The 14,701-nt window shown below is 39.6% G+C and carries 19 protein-coding genes and 1 riboswitch; of the genes, 11 read left to right on the top strand and 8 right to left on the bottom strand.

Going from position 1 to position 14,701, the window contains the following annotated elements; all coding sequences use genetic code 11:
• Nucleotides 1-7 precede the first annotated feature (7 nt).
• The 3 genes from MUO15_RS10075 (at nt 8) to MUO15_RS10065 (ending at nt 2,515) form a co-directional block, all read left to right on the top strand.
• The gene (locus MUO15_RS10075; protein ID WP_245035562.1) at nt 8-967 is read left to right on the top strand and encodes a hypothetical protein; all 960 of its coding nucleotides are present in this window, start codon (nt 8-10) and stop codon (nt 965-967) included.
• Between the two features lie 262 nt (nt 968-1,229).
• Entirely contained in the window at nt 1,230-1,610 is a 381-nt protein-coding gene (locus MUO15_RS10070) for a hotdog family protein (protein ID WP_245035560.1), read from the top strand.
• Nucleotides 1,611-1,633: 23 nt separating this feature from the next.
• A complete protein-coding gene (locus MUO15_RS10065; protein WP_245035558.1) occupies nt 1,634-2,515 on the top strand; it encodes a phosphotransferase family protein in 882 nt (293 codons plus the stop codon).
• Between the two features lie 71 nt (nt 2,516-2,586).
• On the opposite strand, the gene MUO15_RS10060 is transcribed toward MUO15_RS10065, so the two are convergent.
• The 7 genes from MUO15_RS10060 to MUO15_RS10030 form a co-directional block, all read right to left on the bottom strand.
• On the bottom strand, nt 2,587-3,879 hold the full coding sequence (locus tag MUO15_RS10060; protein ID WP_245035556.1) for a nucleobase:cation symporter-2 family protein: 1,293 nt from the start codon (nt 3,877-3,879) through the stop codon (nt 2,587-2,589).
• Entirely contained in the window at nt 3,876-4,463 is a 588-nt protein-coding gene (locus tag MUO15_RS10055) for a xanthine phosphoribosyltransferase (protein ID WP_245035554.1), read from the bottom strand. Before MUO15_RS10055 ends, MUO15_RS10060 begins: the two co-directional genes overlap by 4 nt.
• 138 nt (nt 4,464-4,601) lie before the next feature.
• A riboswitch (purine riboswitch) is annotated at nt 4,602-4,703 on the bottom strand.
• A 275-nt stretch (nt 4,704-4,978) separates the two neighbouring features.
• Nucleotides 4,979-5,278, bottom strand: coding sequence for a hypothetical protein (locus MUO15_RS10050; RefSeq protein ID WP_245035552.1), 300 nt, complete (start codon nt 5,276-5,278; stop codon nt 4,979-4,981).
• Between the two features lie 61 nt (nt 5,279-5,339).
• Nucleotides 5,340-5,681, bottom strand: a complete 342-nt coding sequence (locus MUO15_RS10045; protein ID WP_245035550.1) for a hypothetical protein — start codon at nt 5,679-5,681, stop codon at nt 5,340-5,342.
• Between the two features lie 345 nt (nt 5,682-6,026).
• Nucleotides 6,027-6,887: a VanW family protein gene (locus MUO15_RS10040; protein ID WP_245035548.1), complete on the bottom strand. Its 861-nt coding sequence runs from the start codon at nt 6,885-6,887 to the stop codon at nt 6,027-6,029.
• 154 nt (nt 6,888-7,041) lie between these two features.
• Nucleotides 7,042-7,536: a L,D-transpeptidase family protein gene (locus tag MUO15_RS10035; RefSeq protein WP_245035546.1), complete on the bottom strand. Its 495-nt coding sequence runs from the start codon at nt 7,534-7,536 to the stop codon at nt 7,042-7,044.
• A gap of 200 nt (nt 7,537-7,736) precedes the next feature.
• Complete coding sequence (locus MUO15_RS10030) at nt 7,737-7,892, bottom strand: DUF1540 domain-containing protein (protein ID WP_245035544.1); 156 nt, start codon at nt 7,890-7,892, stop codon at nt 7,737-7,739.
• Between the two features lie 168 nt (nt 7,893-8,060).
• On the opposite strand from MUO15_RS10030, the gene MUO15_RS10025 reads away from it, so the two are divergent.
• From MUO15_RS10025 to MUO15_RS10010, 4 genes are read left to right on the top strand one after another with little or no spacing between them, the layout of a single operon-like run.
• Entirely contained in the window at nt 8,061-8,702 is a 642-nt protein-coding gene (locus MUO15_RS10025; protein ID WP_245035542.1) for an endonuclease III domain-containing protein, read from the top strand.
• A gap of 35 nt (nt 8,703-8,737) precedes the next feature.
• Nucleotides 8,738-9,310 (top strand): TetR/AcrR family transcriptional regulator, encoded by a 573-nt coding sequence (locus MUO15_RS10020; protein ID WP_245035540.1) that lies wholly within the window; start codon nt 8,738-8,740, stop codon nt 9,308-9,310.
• A gap of 13 nt (nt 9,311-9,323) precedes the next feature.
• Nucleotides 9,324-10,241 (top strand): ABC transporter ATP-binding protein, encoded by a 918-nt coding sequence (locus tag MUO15_RS10015; RefSeq protein ID WP_245035538.1) that lies wholly within the window; start codon nt 9,324-9,326, stop codon nt 10,239-10,241.
• Nucleotides 10,241-11,845: an ABC transporter permease gene (locus tag MUO15_RS10010; RefSeq protein WP_245035536.1), complete on the top strand. Its 1,605-nt coding sequence runs from the start codon at nt 10,241-10,243 to the stop codon at nt 11,843-11,845. The genes MUO15_RS10015 and MUO15_RS10010 overlap by 1 nt, the downstream gene beginning before the upstream one ends.
• A gap of 159 nt (nt 11,846-12,004) precedes the next feature.
• Here MUO15_RS10010 and MUO15_RS10005 read toward each other — a convergent pair whose 3' ends face one another.
• On the bottom strand, nt 12,005-12,523 hold the full coding sequence (locus MUO15_RS10005; protein ID WP_245035534.1) for a BsuPI-related putative proteinase inhibitor: 519 nt from the start codon (nt 12,521-12,523) through the stop codon (nt 12,005-12,007).
• 149 nt (nt 12,524-12,672) lie between these two features.
• Between MUO15_RS10005 and MUO15_RS22175 the strand changes: the two genes are divergently transcribed.
• The 4 genes from MUO15_RS22175 (at nt 12,673) to MUO15_RS09985 (ending at nt 14,676) form a co-directional block, all read left to right on the top strand.
• A complete protein-coding gene (locus MUO15_RS22175; protein WP_245035532.1) occupies nt 12,673-13,173 on the top strand; it encodes a quinone oxidoreductase family protein in 501 nt (166 codons plus the stop codon).
• Nucleotides 13,139-13,477: a zinc-binding dehydrogenase gene (locus MUO15_RS22170; RefSeq protein ID WP_245035530.1), complete on the top strand. Its 339-nt coding sequence runs from the start codon at nt 13,139-13,141 to the stop codon at nt 13,475-13,477. The genes MUO15_RS22175 and MUO15_RS22170 overlap by 35 nt, the downstream gene beginning before the upstream one ends.
• A gap of 225 nt (nt 13,478-13,702) precedes the next feature.
• On the top strand, nt 13,703-14,176 hold the full coding sequence (locus MUO15_RS09990) for a hypothetical protein (RefSeq protein ID WP_245035528.1): 474 nt from the start codon (nt 13,703-13,705) through the stop codon (nt 14,174-14,176).
• Complete coding sequence (locus MUO15_RS09985) at nt 14,173-14,676, top strand: hypothetical protein (RefSeq protein WP_245035526.1); 504 nt, start codon at nt 14,173-14,175, stop codon at nt 14,674-14,676. Before MUO15_RS09990 ends, MUO15_RS09985 begins: the two co-directional genes overlap by 4 nt.
• Nucleotides 14,677-14,701: the final 25 nt, after the last annotated feature.

The raw sequence follows: 14,701 nt of genomic DNA, 5'->3' as shown, positions 1-14,701 counted from the left end.
GGAATGAATGAAGAAGATTACTATTTTAGTAGGAACGGTGTTAGCCTTTACTTTGGTTATTTTCATGAGTAGTTATTTTGGTGGTAGTCAAACGGCGCAGGGTCAAAATTTGAAGGACAGCATTAAACAGAGTATGAAGGACACCGCAGAAAAGAATGAAAAGGTAGAAGCTTTCCACAAAGAACTAAACGATAAATTCAAGGAAGAAGGATTTGAAGGCAGTCTTTCTACTTCCATAGATAACCATTTTTTTTCTAAACAACCGTCAGTGACCGTTAGGGTTAAGGAGAAGCGATATAAAAAAGAACATGAAAGTGAAATAAAACAATTCATTGAAGGTGTTGTAAAACCCTACAATTTTGGTGAGGTTGCTATTCATGTGAAAGTCGAGGATAGGGGGATTGGGGATTTAAGTGAAGAGGACAGGAGACTGCAGGAGCTTACACATGAATTGTTTGAAATCAGTCGCAAAGTATTAGAACAAGAGGGGTATAACCAGGTTATCGCAATGAGAATTGACCCAAGGAAGTCAAAGCAAATGATTTATATTAAAATTGAAGGAACGGAGTCATATTATAATAACGTTAAGGAAGATATTGAAAGACTTGTACACGATACTGTATCTGCCAAGAAAGGTTTAGATTACCCAGTAAAAGTCGAAAGAAGAAGTGAAGCAGAAATAAGAGACATGAAATGGTCGCCTATTTTTCATTCAATCATGGAAGAAACAGATAAAAAGTTTGATAAAGTAAGTGGATTTGCTTACTCATTCCACCCTAAACCACTGCAGATCATTATAAAAACGTCGTTATCAGATGGGTGGTTTTCATGGGGGGTGAAAAAACAAGCAGAAGAAATCGAAAAATACGTAAAGCAAGTGATTGAGATAAAAAGAGAAGAACTTTCAATTGAAAAGATTCCTTACAAGATTATTATTAGAGGTACGAAAGCCAACAAATTGAATTAGGAATATCCTCTAAATAAGGATCAGCCAGCCAGCAGAACCTCTACATTCTGCTGGCTTAACTATTACTATTGGATGAAGCGATCATGAACGTTCCCTCTAGTCAAAGCACTATCACAAAAAGCGACCAGTGCTCACTTAGCAGGACTTTTATCAAGAAAATAGAATGTGTAATGAATACAGGGTTTTTATCGCGAAAAAATTGAACAAGTAAAATTAAATAAGGCGAATTAATAGGTGCTTTTTAAAATAGGGGGAAGTAGGAATGGCATTAAAAGCTGGAGATATGATTACATTTGAACGTACTTTTACAGAAGAAGATGTTGAATTATTCACAAGGATCTCAGGCGATGAGGGTGCTCATCACCTGACCCCTGATGAACGGGGGAGGTTGGTTGTTCAAGGATTACTTACGGCTACATTGCCTACAAAGGTAGGGGGCGACTACAACGTCCTCGCCCGTAAGATGACTTTTGAGTTTTTCAGGCCAGTATTCACAATGGATACCATCCTTTGTGAAGTGATTATTGACCAATTTGCGAATCAAGGTGGGAGAACCCTGATTACTGCCTCTTTTTCATGCCGAAATCAGGAGGAAAAGGAAGTAGTAAGAGGTGAGTTTTCGGGAGTCATTAAAAACCAATAATAACAAGTATGAGGAGGTGGAATATGAAGAAAGAAAAGTTCTATGTCGATAGGATCAAACAGTGTTATCCAAATTTACATATATACTCAGCAGAAATGAATGATAGTGGACAAAACAATGATGTACTCATTGCTAACGATTCGCTTGTGTTTCGATTTGCAAAATATAAAGAAGGGATCGACCATCTAAAATTAGAAATAGAAATTTTAAATGGCATTTATGAGTACGTTTCCCTGCCAATTCCTCGACCGATATATAAAGACTTTGCAAGTAAAGAACCTGGTCGATCTTTCATGGGATATGAAAGGATTGATGGTCAGCCATTTTGGAGGAATCTAATCTCTACTAGTAAAAATGCAGGTCATTTGCAGGGCATAGCGAATCAGCTAGCTCAGTTTTTAAATGAGTTACATAGTATTCCAGTCAAAAAAGTCGTGCCAACTCTTGAGAAAGAAACGATTAATCCATATAACGAAATTTCCGACTTGTACGTTGATTTTAAAATTAAGTTGTTTCCTTATATGAGAGATGAGGCAAAAAGGAAAACTTCAGAACGCTTCGAAGCCTATTTAAGTGACGGGTCACACTTTAACTTTACACCGTGTCTCATTCATGGAGATTTTGGAGCCTCAAATATTTTATACAGTTCTGATCAAAACAAAATCACGGGTGTTATCGACTTTGGAGGTTCATATTTAGGTGATCCAGCGTATGACTTTGCTGGCATCTTATCAAGTTACGGAGAAGAATTTTTAAATATGCTTACAAGTCATTATCCTGGGATAGATCATATTTTGAAACGAATGAAGTTTTATAAAAGTACATTTGCCTTACAAGAAGCTTTATTTGGGATTGAAAACAATGATGTAGGGGCTTTTAATAATGGCATTAGAGAATATAGATAAGGTTTTTCTTCTTACATAAAAAAGCCAGCAGAATCAAACATTCTGCTGGCCTACCTAGATTACTATTCTGTTTAAGCTTCTTTCTCTTGTAATACCGTTACCGTTTTTCTTGCTGGTGATGGAGTCATATTGAAGATAATATTTAGAGTAATGGCGGTCACACTGCCTGCAACAATGCCGTTGCTCGTTAAAATTTGAATACTTTGCGGTAATTGAGCGAACAATTCAGGCACAACCGTCACGCCAAGCCCCATTCCAACCGAACAGGCGACAATCATTGAATTCTCAGCGGAGTTTGCGATGACGCTGCTAAGCATTTTGATGCCTTGGGCAATAACCATTCCAAACATGGCAATCATGGCTCCGCCTAATACGGCTGATGGAATAATCGTCGTTAAGGCGGCAATTTTAGGAATGAAGCCTAGTGTGATTAACATGATGCCTGTAACGAGAATCACTTTACGGGATTTTACACCTGTCATGTGCATCAACCCGACATTTTGAGAAAAGGCTGTGTAAGGGAATGCGTTGAAGATTCCGCCAAGTAAAATGGCAAGTCCTTCTGCTCGATAGCCCTTCGAAAGATCTGCTTCCTTTAGCTTTTCTTCAGTCATATCACCAAGAGCGAAATAAACACCTGTCGATTCCACTAGCGAGACCATCGCCACTAGAATCATGGTTACAATCGCAGACCATTCAAATGTCGGCATGCCGAAATAAAAAGGCTCAACCATGTGGAATACAGAAGCTTCCGTTACGGATGAAAAATCTACTTTTCCAATAAAGGCTGCGACGACGGTGCCTGCAATGATGCCTAGTAAAATGGAAATCGATCGGATAAAACCTTCTGTGAATCGATACATAAGGATAATAAAAAATAGCGTTCCAAAGGATAGGGAAATATTTGAAATCGAACCGAAATCACTTGCACCTTGGCCGCCGCCCATATTGTTGATCGCAACCGGAATTAGGGTAATCCCGATAACAGTGACAACTGTACCTGTCACAACCGGCGGGAAAAAACGGACCAATTTTCCAAAGAACGTACTAATTACAATGACAAATAAACCAGAAACGAGAATCGCTCCATAAATAGCTGAAATTCCATATTGTCCACCAATGGCAATCATCGGGCCAACAGCTGTAAACGTGCAGCCAAGGACGACGGGGAGGCCAATTCCAAAAAAACGATTACTCACAACCTGCAGGATTGTTGCGACCCCGCACATTAAAATATCAATCGCCACCAGATAGGTGAGCTGTTCAGAAGTTAGTCCTAAAGCCCCGCCAACAATGAGCGGAACTAATATGGCACCTGCATACATGGCCAGAAGATGTTGAATACCTAATGCTGCCGTTTTCATACGGATGCACCTTCCTTAGTAAAAGTGATTTTCTGATTCGCTAAAGAAGCAATCGTTGCCAGTGACTCGACACGAATACCCTGCTCCCTTAGGATCTTTCCTCCATCCTGGAATCCTTTTTCGATCACAATTCCAACACCTGCAAGAGATGCGCCTGCTTGTTCAACAATATTCATTAACCCTAGCACAGCTTGTCCATTTGCCAGGAAATCATCAAGGATGAGGACTTTATCATCACTTGTAATATAATCCTTTGACACCGATATCTCGTTGGTTTCATTTTTCGTAAATGAATGGACACTTGCTGAATACAGCTGATCGATTAAGGTCAGTGATTTGCGTTTTCTCGCAAAAATAGCTGGAACACCTAAGCTTAAACCTGTCATTTGTGCTGGCGCAATCCCGGAAGACTCAAGTGTTATAATTTTTGTAACCCCTTCATTGGCAAAACGGTCTGCAAATTCCCCTCCAATTTGCTGCATTAATACAGGGTCAATCTGATGATTTAAAAAGGAATCGACCTTGATAACAGACTCGGATAATACACGTCCTTCATTTAAAATCTTCTGTTCTAATAATTCCATTGCTCTCACCTTTCTGTATTTAGGAAAAATAAAAAAAGCCCGAAAAAAACTTGCTTCCACACACTATGAGGAAGCAAGTTTTTTCGAGCTTTGAAAAAACAAAAACAAATGAAAAGAGAGCACGAGCAGGCATCATCTCAACACTTTGCTGCTTTTCATAGTCGGTTCATTTACGGTAAACCGGTAGAAACTTGCAGGCCATATCCCCGCGATTATATGAAAAATATGATATTCGAATGTACCAATAGTATAGCACGAGTTTTGTCGAAAACAATACCTAAATAGAAGGGTTTGTATTTTCATAAAGTAAGGCTTCTTAGGGAGATGCGGTTACACTGATAGCATGGTTAGAGTGTAGGGGAGTCTTCTAAGCATTTGATTTGAAGAATTTGACCATCCCGAACTAAGTATTGAATACATGGTTAAGAAGGGGGGCTTTATTTTGTTTAATTCGGGATGGTGGGGGAATTTTAAATGTTTGGAGCCTTAAAATACGAAGATAGCAAAACAAATCATTACTTTCTTCGTCTTCTTTCATCGGATAGTCTATCAGAAACATCGTTCTTAGATTTACATTTACTTTTTGAAAAGTCTTCTAGTTTCCGAACAGCTGATCTAAATTCTTTTTCAGTCATTTGATCTGAAGCTAATAATGAGCACAGCATAGCATAGGCCATCGGTGTCGTATCAACAAGAACACTTACATCAACATCGGAATTTCCGCTGGACATAATTGAAGAATCGTTCGAGTTCCTATAAGGTAAAACCTCGCCCTTAGTCTCGAATGGATACATATTATCATTTGAACGTCCCATAACGTCACCTCACTTTAAGTTTAATAGAAGTGGGATAAATTTATCCCACTTCAACTAGTTATTAACACTCATAATGCTTGCGTCGACGTCGACCGTCCTGTTCGTCTTCAGCGCCTGCTACTTGATCATCCTGCTCTTCATCGGATTCTTTGCGGACCTTTGCTTTAGACTCGGAGTCAACTTCTACATCAACATAAGAGTTTCCACTGTCTTTAACGCTGGCAAAATTGTAGTTTTTGCTCTTTGACTCGCTTTCACTCTCATTATCATTTTCAATTTCATTCTCGAAATCTACTTTTGCTTTTGCCTTTGAAACAGAAAATCTTTGATTTCCATTTTCATCAAAAAGGCCTTGAGTTTGATCGTCGTTGCGATCCCATTGATCTCTCTTTTTTCTACCCATTCCATTTCCTCCTTTGATCTTTTGACTTACTATTAATATACTCAAATTTGTGGATAGCGTAGCCACGCATGTCCTGATCAAAGAGTTTGTTTTGTCAGAGTCGTGATAGAGGTTCAGTGTCATAGAACCCTTTTTACCTGTAGGTATTTAAGATTTGAATGGATTTAAATTAGAAGGGCTTACTTTTATTTTTCTCGAAAGAGTGATGGATGATCAATCCGCCAACAACACGATCTCTGCGTTGCTGGCAAGGGATGGGTGATACTATTGCATCACGTGCTGTTGTCGATCAATAGGGGTGAAGAGCGAGGAGTGTCTTTTTCAACTTGTGAAATCCTAAGGGCATCATTCATGTTGCCTGAGCCTGTCTGAAGAGAGGATTTGGACCGTCATTTGGCCATTTACGGATTTAGCCTGGATTAGTACAGGCTGGTTATAGTCGTTTTTAAAAGTGAAATCAGGGCCATACCAGCTAACCGTAGCATCCCGTCCTGGCGGGACATAAGGGACTTGCCTACTGTGAGAATAGCGCTCGATAATTTTGAGTCCGGCATCATCTGCTGCATTAAATAAAGTAGAGGACACTTGGCAAATTCCACCGCCAATGTCTTCAGCTAATTCTCCTTTCACAATAACGGGGGCGCGTAAATACCCTCTTTCTTTTGTTCGTTTTCCAACTACTTGATTAAAGGAAAACGTCTCCCCAGGGAATACAACATGATTATTGATAGCCTTTGTCGCAAGATCAATATTGTTCGTCCGTTCACTGTTGCTCTTCTTAAAAAAGGTTAGATAGTTTCCAATTTGCTGTGTTCTTATATCTGCGAGTAACTCACCATCTACTTGAGGATAGTCGGGAATCATAGGTACGGTAGTCTTCACTGAACCATGGGAATAAAAATAATGGTAATATCGTTTAGCTAATTTTGTATGATTTACCTTAGTTCCAGCTTTTCCTTGAACAATGTTACCATCCCCATCAATAGTTGCATTTATTGGTGATCTAGCTAATTTCTTGTCTAAGTCATCCATAAATGTTTCGAGTCTGACTTTATCGATGAACTTTTCATCAAGGTAGGGAATGGTAAAATCAGTTCTGTTGACCCGCGCGACGGTTTCCCCATCATTCGTAACCGAAAAATAGTCAGTGATATTTTCTTGGGGTAGTATAAAGAATAAAAGAAAAGATAGGACCATGAATTTCATTGCTAACACCTCTGACCGTAGTATGAATAAATGCAATGAATTCATGCACTGAAAATGAAGGGTAATTTTAGCAAAGGCAGACTAAGATGGAAAAGCGGCAAAATGGGATAGATTATTGTTAAATTAAAGCAGAAAAGCCTACACATTAAGCAAATCAGAGATGTATGGAAACCGGTGTTCCGACTGGAATCATACTTGCTAATTCCTCTACATCATTATTGTACATCCGGATACAACCTCTTGATACAGCTTTACCAATCGAACTCGGATCATTTGTTCCGTGAATTCCATAGTGCTCTTTCGATAAACTCATCCACATCGTCCCGAATGGCCCTCCAGGATTGGGCGCTTTATTAATGATTATAAAGCTCCCTACTGGTGTCCCGTGCAACATCCTTCCGACCGCTATCGGGTACTGTTTTTGCTGGATACCATCTCTGAGTAAAGTTAACCTGCGACTGTTAACTGACACATCAATGTGGTATGGGATGGTATTTACGGGCGGAAAGCCTGGTATAACAATGGACTGTCCAGGATAAATGATATTTGGATTAATGGCTGGATTAGCCTGAATAATCGCAGACACCGGGGTACGATAATCTTGTGATATTTGAGTAAGTGTTTCACCTGGTTTCACCGTATGAATCAATGTAAACACCTCCATAGGTAATAGATCTCCGTATATTCTATGTAGATTATGGAAAGTGTTTCAACCGACTAATCATCTTTCGTGGCAAGGTTGATTTTTGTTACGTCTTTCGATCAACAAATGATGTTTGATGGACTTTAGGCAAAAAGGCTCCTCCAAATTAGAAGAGCCTCTTCGGTCGTTTATTAAAGGGAGTAGCATTATCCTTTTGGTTCAAACGTTTTACAATCCGTTTCCTCTGTTGTTCTGGCTCTTGCTTGTTTGTGGGTAACCACGTAGATCCGATCGGCATTACAAACGTTGCCTTCACCCCAATAGATGCAATTATTGACCTCGCAAAGCACATCCTTAGCCATATTAAACACCACCCTTCCCCTTTATCATTTGCAATAAAGATTAATTAATGAAAAAAGCTTAGAAGAATTTCTTGGATTGAATGAAGGAATGGCATTATGCGCTCCTAAAATTCCTCCTGATTAAACCTGATATAATGTAACTGCTACAGAAAGAAAGCGGAGGTAATAATGAAGAACGAATATCAAATCATCTATGACAGGCTGTTCGACCATTATGGCCCTCAAGGCTGGTGGCCAGCCGAGACATCATTTGAAATGATGGTTGGAGCGATCTTAGTTCAAAACACTAACTGGCGTAATGTTGAGAAAGCCCTCTTAAAAGTAAAGCCATTTCTAGAACCTGAAGCAATTGAAAAATTACCTCTCGACGAACTTGCCCAACTTATAAGGTCAAGTGGTTTTTTCAATATTAAAGCAAAGAGGATAAAAGCCTATTTAGAGTGGTTTAGAACATATGAATATGACGTTGATAAGATAAAAAAGCTGGAAAGAGGGCCATTGCGGAAAGAGTTATTGGCCATAAGTGGTATTGGCCGGGAAACAGCTGATGTTATGCTGCTTTATGCATTTGAAAAGCCAATATTTGTAGTGGATGCTTATACCAGAAGGATTTTCTATCGGTTCGGATTGGATATGCCAAAATCATATGATGTCTTTAGACAGAAAGTGGAAGCGGAGTTGCCAAGAGAATTGAGGCTGTTTGATGAATTTCATGCCCTTCTAGTTGCACATGCGAAGGAGCACTGTAGAGCAAAACCTATATGTAATCAATGTCCGTTAGCAGATCGATGTGCTATAAGACTGGACTAGGTCTTAGAGTATTGGAAGGATCATAAAGCCTATACATGGTTATTATTAAAGAATTTGGTGAGAACGGATTTGAGCAAGCTTCAACAAATCGAATGGTAAAGAGTGCTGGCATAGGGAAGGGAATGCTCTTTTATTATTTCAAAAATAAAAAGGAGCTTTATCAATATCTAATTGATTACAATCTCGACTTCACGATTAATGAGTATATAAACCTTATTGATACGGCAGAACCCGATTTTATCGAACGGCTTCTGCAAGCATCCCGAATCAAAATGAAGGCATATACAGAGAATCCAGCTATTTTTAATTTCCTGGGCAGCCTCCTATTAACTGATGAATCAGAAATACCTGCGGATTTAAAAGTTCGAATTGAGGAATTACAAAAATTAGGTTACTCGAAGCTGTATGAAAAGATTGATAGAAGGTTATTCCGAGATGATGTCGATGTAGATAAGGCGTTTCAGCTTATTCGTTGGTCGATGGAAGGATACCAGAACGAGTTAACAAACCGGCTCAAAGGTCAAAAACTGGCCTCAATCGATTTTGAACCCTATTGGGAGGAATTCCACGGATATATTGAGGTGCTAAAATCATGTTTTTATAAATAGAGGAGGATTAGAAATGACTATCCTTAGAACAAATAACTTAACGAAAAAGTTTGGGAATTTTACTGCCTTAGATGGTGTTGACATTGAAGTGAATAAAGGGGAAGTTTATGGTTTCATTGGTCCTAACGGTGCTGGGAAATCGACTACTATACGTTTGTTGCTGGGAATTATAAAGGCAACAGCAGGGGAAGCAAAGATTTTTGGCATGGATGCTTGGAAAGAAGCAGTTGAAATTCATAAGCGTATTGCGTATGTTCCTGGGGATATGAATTTGTGGCCGAATTTAACAGGTGGAGAAGTGATCGATTTATTTATGAAGTTACGGGGAACGATAAATAAAAGCAGACGTCAGGAGCTAACGAAGAAATTTGATTTAGATCCAACCAAAAAGTGTGGAACATATTCAAAAGGCAACAGGCAAAAGGTCGCGCTCGTTGCCGCCTTTTCCTCAGATGCAGATTTGTATATTTTAGATGAGCCGACATCGGGGCTTGATCCATTGATGGAGAGGGTGTTCCAAGAATGCGTGTTGGAAGCGAAAAGAGACGGGAAAAGTATTCTGCTTTCCAGTCACATTTTATCCGAAGTTGAAAAATTGTGCGACAAAGTCGGGATCATTCGTCAAGGAAAGATGATCGAAACCGGTACTTTAAATGAGTTGAGGCACTTAACAAGAACAACTTTTCTTCTCGAAACGAAGCAACCCATTACTGCTTTACACGAATTAAAAGGTGTGCACGATATCAGAGAGAAAGGTCAAGCACTTTCATTTCAAGTAGATATCCCTAATATGGACAATGTGATCAAGTATGTAAGTCAGTTCGGGGTAGTAAAATTAGAAAGCGCACCACCGAACTTAGAGGATTTATTCATGCGTCATTACGAGGGGGATCAACCTGCTAACAAGTCAGGAGCAGGGGGGAAGGCATAATGTCAAAACAGTTATACAGTAAATCGATGGAACTCTCCCGTTTCATAGTACGACAGGATCGTATTCGCATTCCTGTTTGGTTAGTGGCGCTATCTGCTTTTACATTTTTAGTGGCCGTGTCATTTACTGATTTATACGCGACAAAGCAAGATAGAGAGGCTATTGCTGAAACAATGGGTAACCCTGCCATGACAGCGATGGTCGGTCAAGGTTATGGGTTAGAAAACTATACGTTCGGAGCTATGATGGCTCATCAAACATTACTCATGACAGCGGTAGTCGTTGGAATTATGAGTATTTTACTTGTTACCCGTCATACACGGGCGAATGAAGAAGATGGGCGTGTTGAAATGATTCGGTCTCTTCCTGCTGGGCGGCTAGCTAATTTAAATGCCACAATTTCTGTTTTGTTTGGCACGAATGTATTATTAGCGTTATTAATTGGATTTGGCCTGTACGCGTTAGGACTTGAAAGCATGGATTTAGAGGGCTCCCTTCTATACGGTGCGGCTTTAGGAGCCACCGGATTCTTCTTCGCAAGCCTCACTGCACTTTCTGCCCAACTTTCGAAAGGTTCCCGAGGGGCAACAGGTCTATCGTTCGCTGTCCTGGGCATCGCCTATCTTATGCGGGCAATTGGCGATGTGGGAAACGAAACTCTTTCATGGCTTTCCCCACTTGGCTGGGTGTTAGGTGCGGAAGTTTATGTTAATAACTACTGGTGGCCGATTTTACTAACGGTAGGTGTGGCGGGTGTGTTAGCTGTACTTGCGCTTTATCTGAATGCGATTCGTGACCTGGGATCTGGATTTTTGCCATCGAAACCTGGAAGGAAACATGCCACTGCATTTTTACAAAGTCCGTTCGGTCTTGCCTTAAGAATTCAGCGCACAGGATTAATTGCATGGGGGATAGGCATATTTATGATCGGAGCATCCTATGGTTCGGTATTAGGTGATCTAGAGTCCATTTTTGCAAATATAGATATGATGGAAGATCTCTTAACACCTGTGGAGGGGGTTTCGCTAACAGAACAGTTTATAACGATGTTAATGTCAATTCTCTCCATTATTAGTACCATCCCTGCCCTAATGGTACTATTCAAGCTTAAAGCCGAAGAGAAAAAGAATCGTACGGAACACTTGTTAGGTCGAGCGGTGTCCCGTAAGCGCCTAATGGGGAGCTACTTCATCCTATCTATTTTCGTTGGAATTGTGATGCTGTCCCTTGCAGCAATTGGTTTAGGAGTTGTCGGAGGAGCCGTTATGGATGATGCGATCGGTTTTAGTACTTTTTATAGTGCAGCAATGGTGTATCTGCCTGCAACGTGGATCATGATTGGTTTCGCGGTATTGTTTGTTGGAATGGAGCCAAAATTAACAGGGTTAACTTGGTTATATTTAATCTTTTCCTTTGTGGCTGTTTACATGGGCGGTTTGTTTCAATTTCCGGAATGGGTGAGTAAACTATCACCGTATGGGCATATTCCGCAAATTCCCATTGAAGATATGGATGTTACGAATGTCTCCATATTAACAATTTTCGCAATGGTTCTAACGATTTTGGGCTTTATCGGATATAAGAAGCGTGATATTCAAGGTTAAACATATGGAACAAAAATACCAAGCCCTCTAGTCTAATATATTTATTGGAAAAGGGGGCTTTTCTATACAATCAACCTTACTGTGTAGCCATCTTAATAGGAAGGTGTTCTTACAGTGTGACTTAGAGAAATTATTTATTAAGCTTGAGGGGAAGTAGATCTATTCCCTTGTGAATGAAGTTTTTGCCTTTACCACAGGCTCAGTATGCAAAATAGCAGTGATATCATAGGTCCCTGGCTGCAAAGCTTCGGGGATAGACAGCTTGTACTCGATGACCTCTCCTTGTTTCAGGGTGACTGGTTTCTTTTGCTCAAATTGCGGATTGCTTTTTGATATTTCAAAAACCGTTTTTCCCTCGGCATTAGTAATGACATATGTGTATGGAGAATTTCCCGGAAGAATAAGTTTTTTCACACGCTCTGTTTGATTCGTTATTTGAAAGGATGCCTGTTTTCCATTGACTTCCAGTGTGGGTTCTAGTGTTCCTGCCGCAATCCCACCAGAACCTCCCTGATTACCGTTCCCATCCGCTTGGGTTCCATCTTGAGTGTTTTCCTCTTCATTTACATCCTCCTGTTGACTATCTGTATCAGCTTGGCCGCTTTGCTGTTGTTGGTCACCACAGGCTGATAAAATAACGGCAAATAGTAAGAACACTGATAATAGTATCTTCTTCATGTGATTTTTCTCCCTTTCCAGAAATCGTTTCCTTTAAGATTGCCTAATTATAGCAAACCAGTTTATATCTATTTTACTTGAAAAAGGTCATTAAATAAAAAGAATCGCATACAGGCAGTGTGCTTATATTGCGAAGAGTCGAACTAAGAATGATGGATTACGTCTTTTTGCAGGGAGACCTTCCTTTAACACCTGGACTGGATATCGCTGGAACCGTTGAAGCCATAGGAGATAAGGTGAAAAGCCTAACTGTTGGCCAACGAGTGATTGCTTTTCCTTCAAAAGCATCTTATTCTGAATATGCTGTTGCCTGGGATGTACTAACTTACGGAGTTGCTGAAAATATAAATTTTTCTATAGTGGCAGCTTGTCCTACGGTTTCAATTTTATCCTATAAGCTTCTCCGTGATGTAGCAAGATTGGAACAAGGTGAAAATGTACTTATTCATGCAGCAGCTGGGGGGGCAACAGCCATCCAATTAGCTAAAATTTTAGGAGCAGGTCAGGTTATTGGTACTGTCAGTCATAAAGATAAGTTTTTAGTTATTGAAGAAGCTGGAGCAGATCACGTCTTGTTATATGATCGTTTTTCGGATAAGGTAAACGAACTTACAAATGGTAAAGGGGCGACATTATCCTGGATTCTTTAGCAGGGGAGGCCTCAGAATTAAGCATGAACTGCTTGGCAACATACGGGAGACTTGTTCACTTCGGCAATTCAAGTGGAAAATAGGCAATTTCAAGACGAAAGAGCTTCATGCAAGTTGTCGCTCTATCTTGGGGTATAGTCTAGGAACTACACGAAAAGAAAGGCCAGAGACTTTAAGCGAAGCTGCAAGTGAAATTCTAAAATACATATCTAATGGACAGCTGAACATTAAAATCGGCAAAGAATTCCCTTTAGAGGAAGCTGGGCAGGCTCACCAGCCTATTGAATCAGAAAAGTATTATTGAACGTAAGGGGCTAGCCCTTCAATAATCGGATCATACGCAAAAAAACCAGCAGGGTCCCCGTACCCCGCTGGTTATTCTGCTTGGACATGTCTCATCTTTTGACAACGGTTATTGTCAAAAAAACACAAAAAATTACCGACACTTAAAGATAGGCTCACCGTTCTTTGAATCGTATACTTCCGCTTTGAAAAACACATAATAACGGCAATGAGAAGGAGGGTCTTTATGGCGTTTGCTGTGTTTTTCTTTACTTCATGGCTGGTATTAGCACTTTTTTTAGCCATTCCAAAGAAGTTGTCAATAATCGAAAATACCTTTGTGTTTTTGATCATTCTGGTGATTAGCATTAATTGGACTTGGATTATTTATGAAGAGATGAAACTCATTAAATCAACAAAGGACGCAATGGATTATACCGCTTTTTTATTGTTTAGAAGTATAATTATTCCTATGATTTTAGTAACGCAATTAAATCTGCTTTGCAGAGCAAACACGTTCGCCAAATCCTTATTAAATGTGAGTACATCTTTAGCAATATTGCTCTTATTGACGTTCTTTTCAACCTTCTTCAACATGACGAATTATATTAAGTGGAACATAGGTTATGATGCCATATATTATTTGAGTCTTCATGTAATAGCTTATTTTTCCCTCAAATTCTTTAGAAAGAGCGCCCAGAGTGAGGTGAAATACTCATGAGCTTATGGGGGAGTTTTGATAAAAACGAAATATCCATATTGCTTTTCGTTGTCGTAAGTTATGCCGTCTTATTCTTGCTTCCTAAAAAGTTCGCTCGCGAGATTACGTTATTATTTTTATTATGGGGATTTACGATTGGGGTTTTATTCGACTTTACAATCGGCGGTGGGCTCGTTGACTTTTTTAAGCTGAACGATTCGAATGGTTATCGTTTATTTGACTTATTGTACTATCTTTTATTTGCGCCGTTCAGTTACTTTTTTATTTACTTTTATGAATCTTTTCGAATTAATAAGAAAACCTTCATATGGTACATTGTGGCTTGGGCCATGATAGGTGTGGGGATGCAATGGGTTTTCACCTTGCTAGAGATTGTTCAATTCCAGAAGGGATATAAGATTCCTTTTTCTTTTCCGATATTTCTAATGACGCAAACGGTAACCGGTTTATACTATGAGCTCGTATTTTCAAAGTTCAAGGTGCTCAAGAGCAATGGTTGAAAAAAAGACTTGAGGCCACTTAAAA

The organism is Halobacillus amylolyticus, from assembly GCF_022921115.1.
Classification (GTDB): Bacteria; Bacillota; Bacilli; order Bacillales; family Halobacillaceae; genus Halobacillus_A; species Halobacillus_A amylolyticus.
The sequence above is the reverse complement of the archived record's forward strand: the minus strand, read 5'-3'. Positions and strand labels throughout refer to the sequence as shown.

Bases quoted from the DNA above. Each gene is read 5' to 3' on its own strand.
- MUO15_RS10020 (WP_245035540.1), top strand. From the start codon at position 8,738: ATGGTTATTATTAAAGAATTTGGTGAGAACGGATTTGAGCAAGCTTCA.
- MUO15_RS10040 (WP_245035548.1), bottom strand. From the start codon at position 6,887: ATGAAATTCATGGTCCTATCTTTTCTTTTATTCTTTATACTACCCCAA.
- MUO15_RS10030 (WP_245035544.1), bottom strand. From the start codon at position 7,892: ATGGCTAAGGATGTGCTTTGCGAGGTCAATAATTGCATCTATTGGGGT.
- MUO15_RS10015 (WP_245035538.1), top strand. From the start codon at position 9,324: ATGACTATCCTTAGAACAAATAACTTAACGAAAAAGTTTGGGAATTTT.
- MUO15_RS10075 (WP_245035562.1), top strand. From the start codon at position 8: ATGAAGAAGATTACTATTTTAGTAGGAACGGTGTTAGCCTTTACTTTG.
- MUO15_RS10055 (WP_245035554.1), bottom strand. From the start codon at position 4,463: ATGGAATTATTAGAACAGAAGATTTTAAATGAAGGACGTGTATTATCC.
- MUO15_RS09985 (WP_245035526.1), top strand. From the start codon at position 14,173: ATGAGCTTATGGGGGAGTTTTGATAAAAACGAAATATCCATATTGCTT.
- MUO15_RS22175 (WP_245035532.1), top strand. From the start codon at position 12,673: ATGATGGATTACGTCTTTTTGCAGGGAGACCTTCCTTTAACACCTGGA.
- MUO15_RS10010 (WP_245035536.1), top strand. From the start codon at position 10,241: ATGTCAAAACAGTTATACAGTAAATCGATGGAACTCTCCCGTTTCATA.
- MUO15_RS10050 (WP_245035552.1), bottom strand. From the start codon at position 5,278: ATGGGACGTTCAAATGATAATATGTATCCATTCGAGACTAAGGGCGAG.
- MUO15_RS22170 (WP_245035530.1), top strand. From the start codon at position 13,139: ATGGTAAAGGGGCGACATTATCCTGGATTCTTTAGCAGGGGAGGCCTC.
- MUO15_RS10060 (WP_245035556.1), bottom strand. From the start codon at position 3,879: ATGAAAACGGCAGCATTAGGTATTCAACATCTTCTGGCCATGTATGCA.
- MUO15_RS10025 (WP_245035542.1), top strand. From the start codon at position 8,061: ATGAAGAACGAATATCAAATCATCTATGACAGGCTGTTCGACCATTAT.
- MUO15_RS10005 (WP_245035534.1), bottom strand. From the start codon at position 12,523: ATGAAGAAGATACTATTATCAGTGTTCTTACTATTTGCCGTTATTTTA.
- MUO15_RS10070 (WP_245035560.1), top strand. From the start codon at position 1,230: ATGGCATTAAAAGCTGGAGATATGATTACATTTGAACGTACTTTTACA.
- MUO15_RS09990 (WP_245035528.1), top strand. From the start codon at position 13,703: ATGGCGTTTGCTGTGTTTTTCTTTACTTCATGGCTGGTATTAGCACTT.
- MUO15_RS10045 (WP_245035550.1), bottom strand. From the start codon at position 5,681: ATGGGTAGAAAAAAGAGAGATCAATGGGATCGCAACGACGATCAAACT.
- MUO15_RS10065 (WP_245035558.1), top strand. From the start codon at position 1,634: ATGAAGAAAGAAAAGTTCTATGTCGATAGGATCAAACAGTGTTATCCA.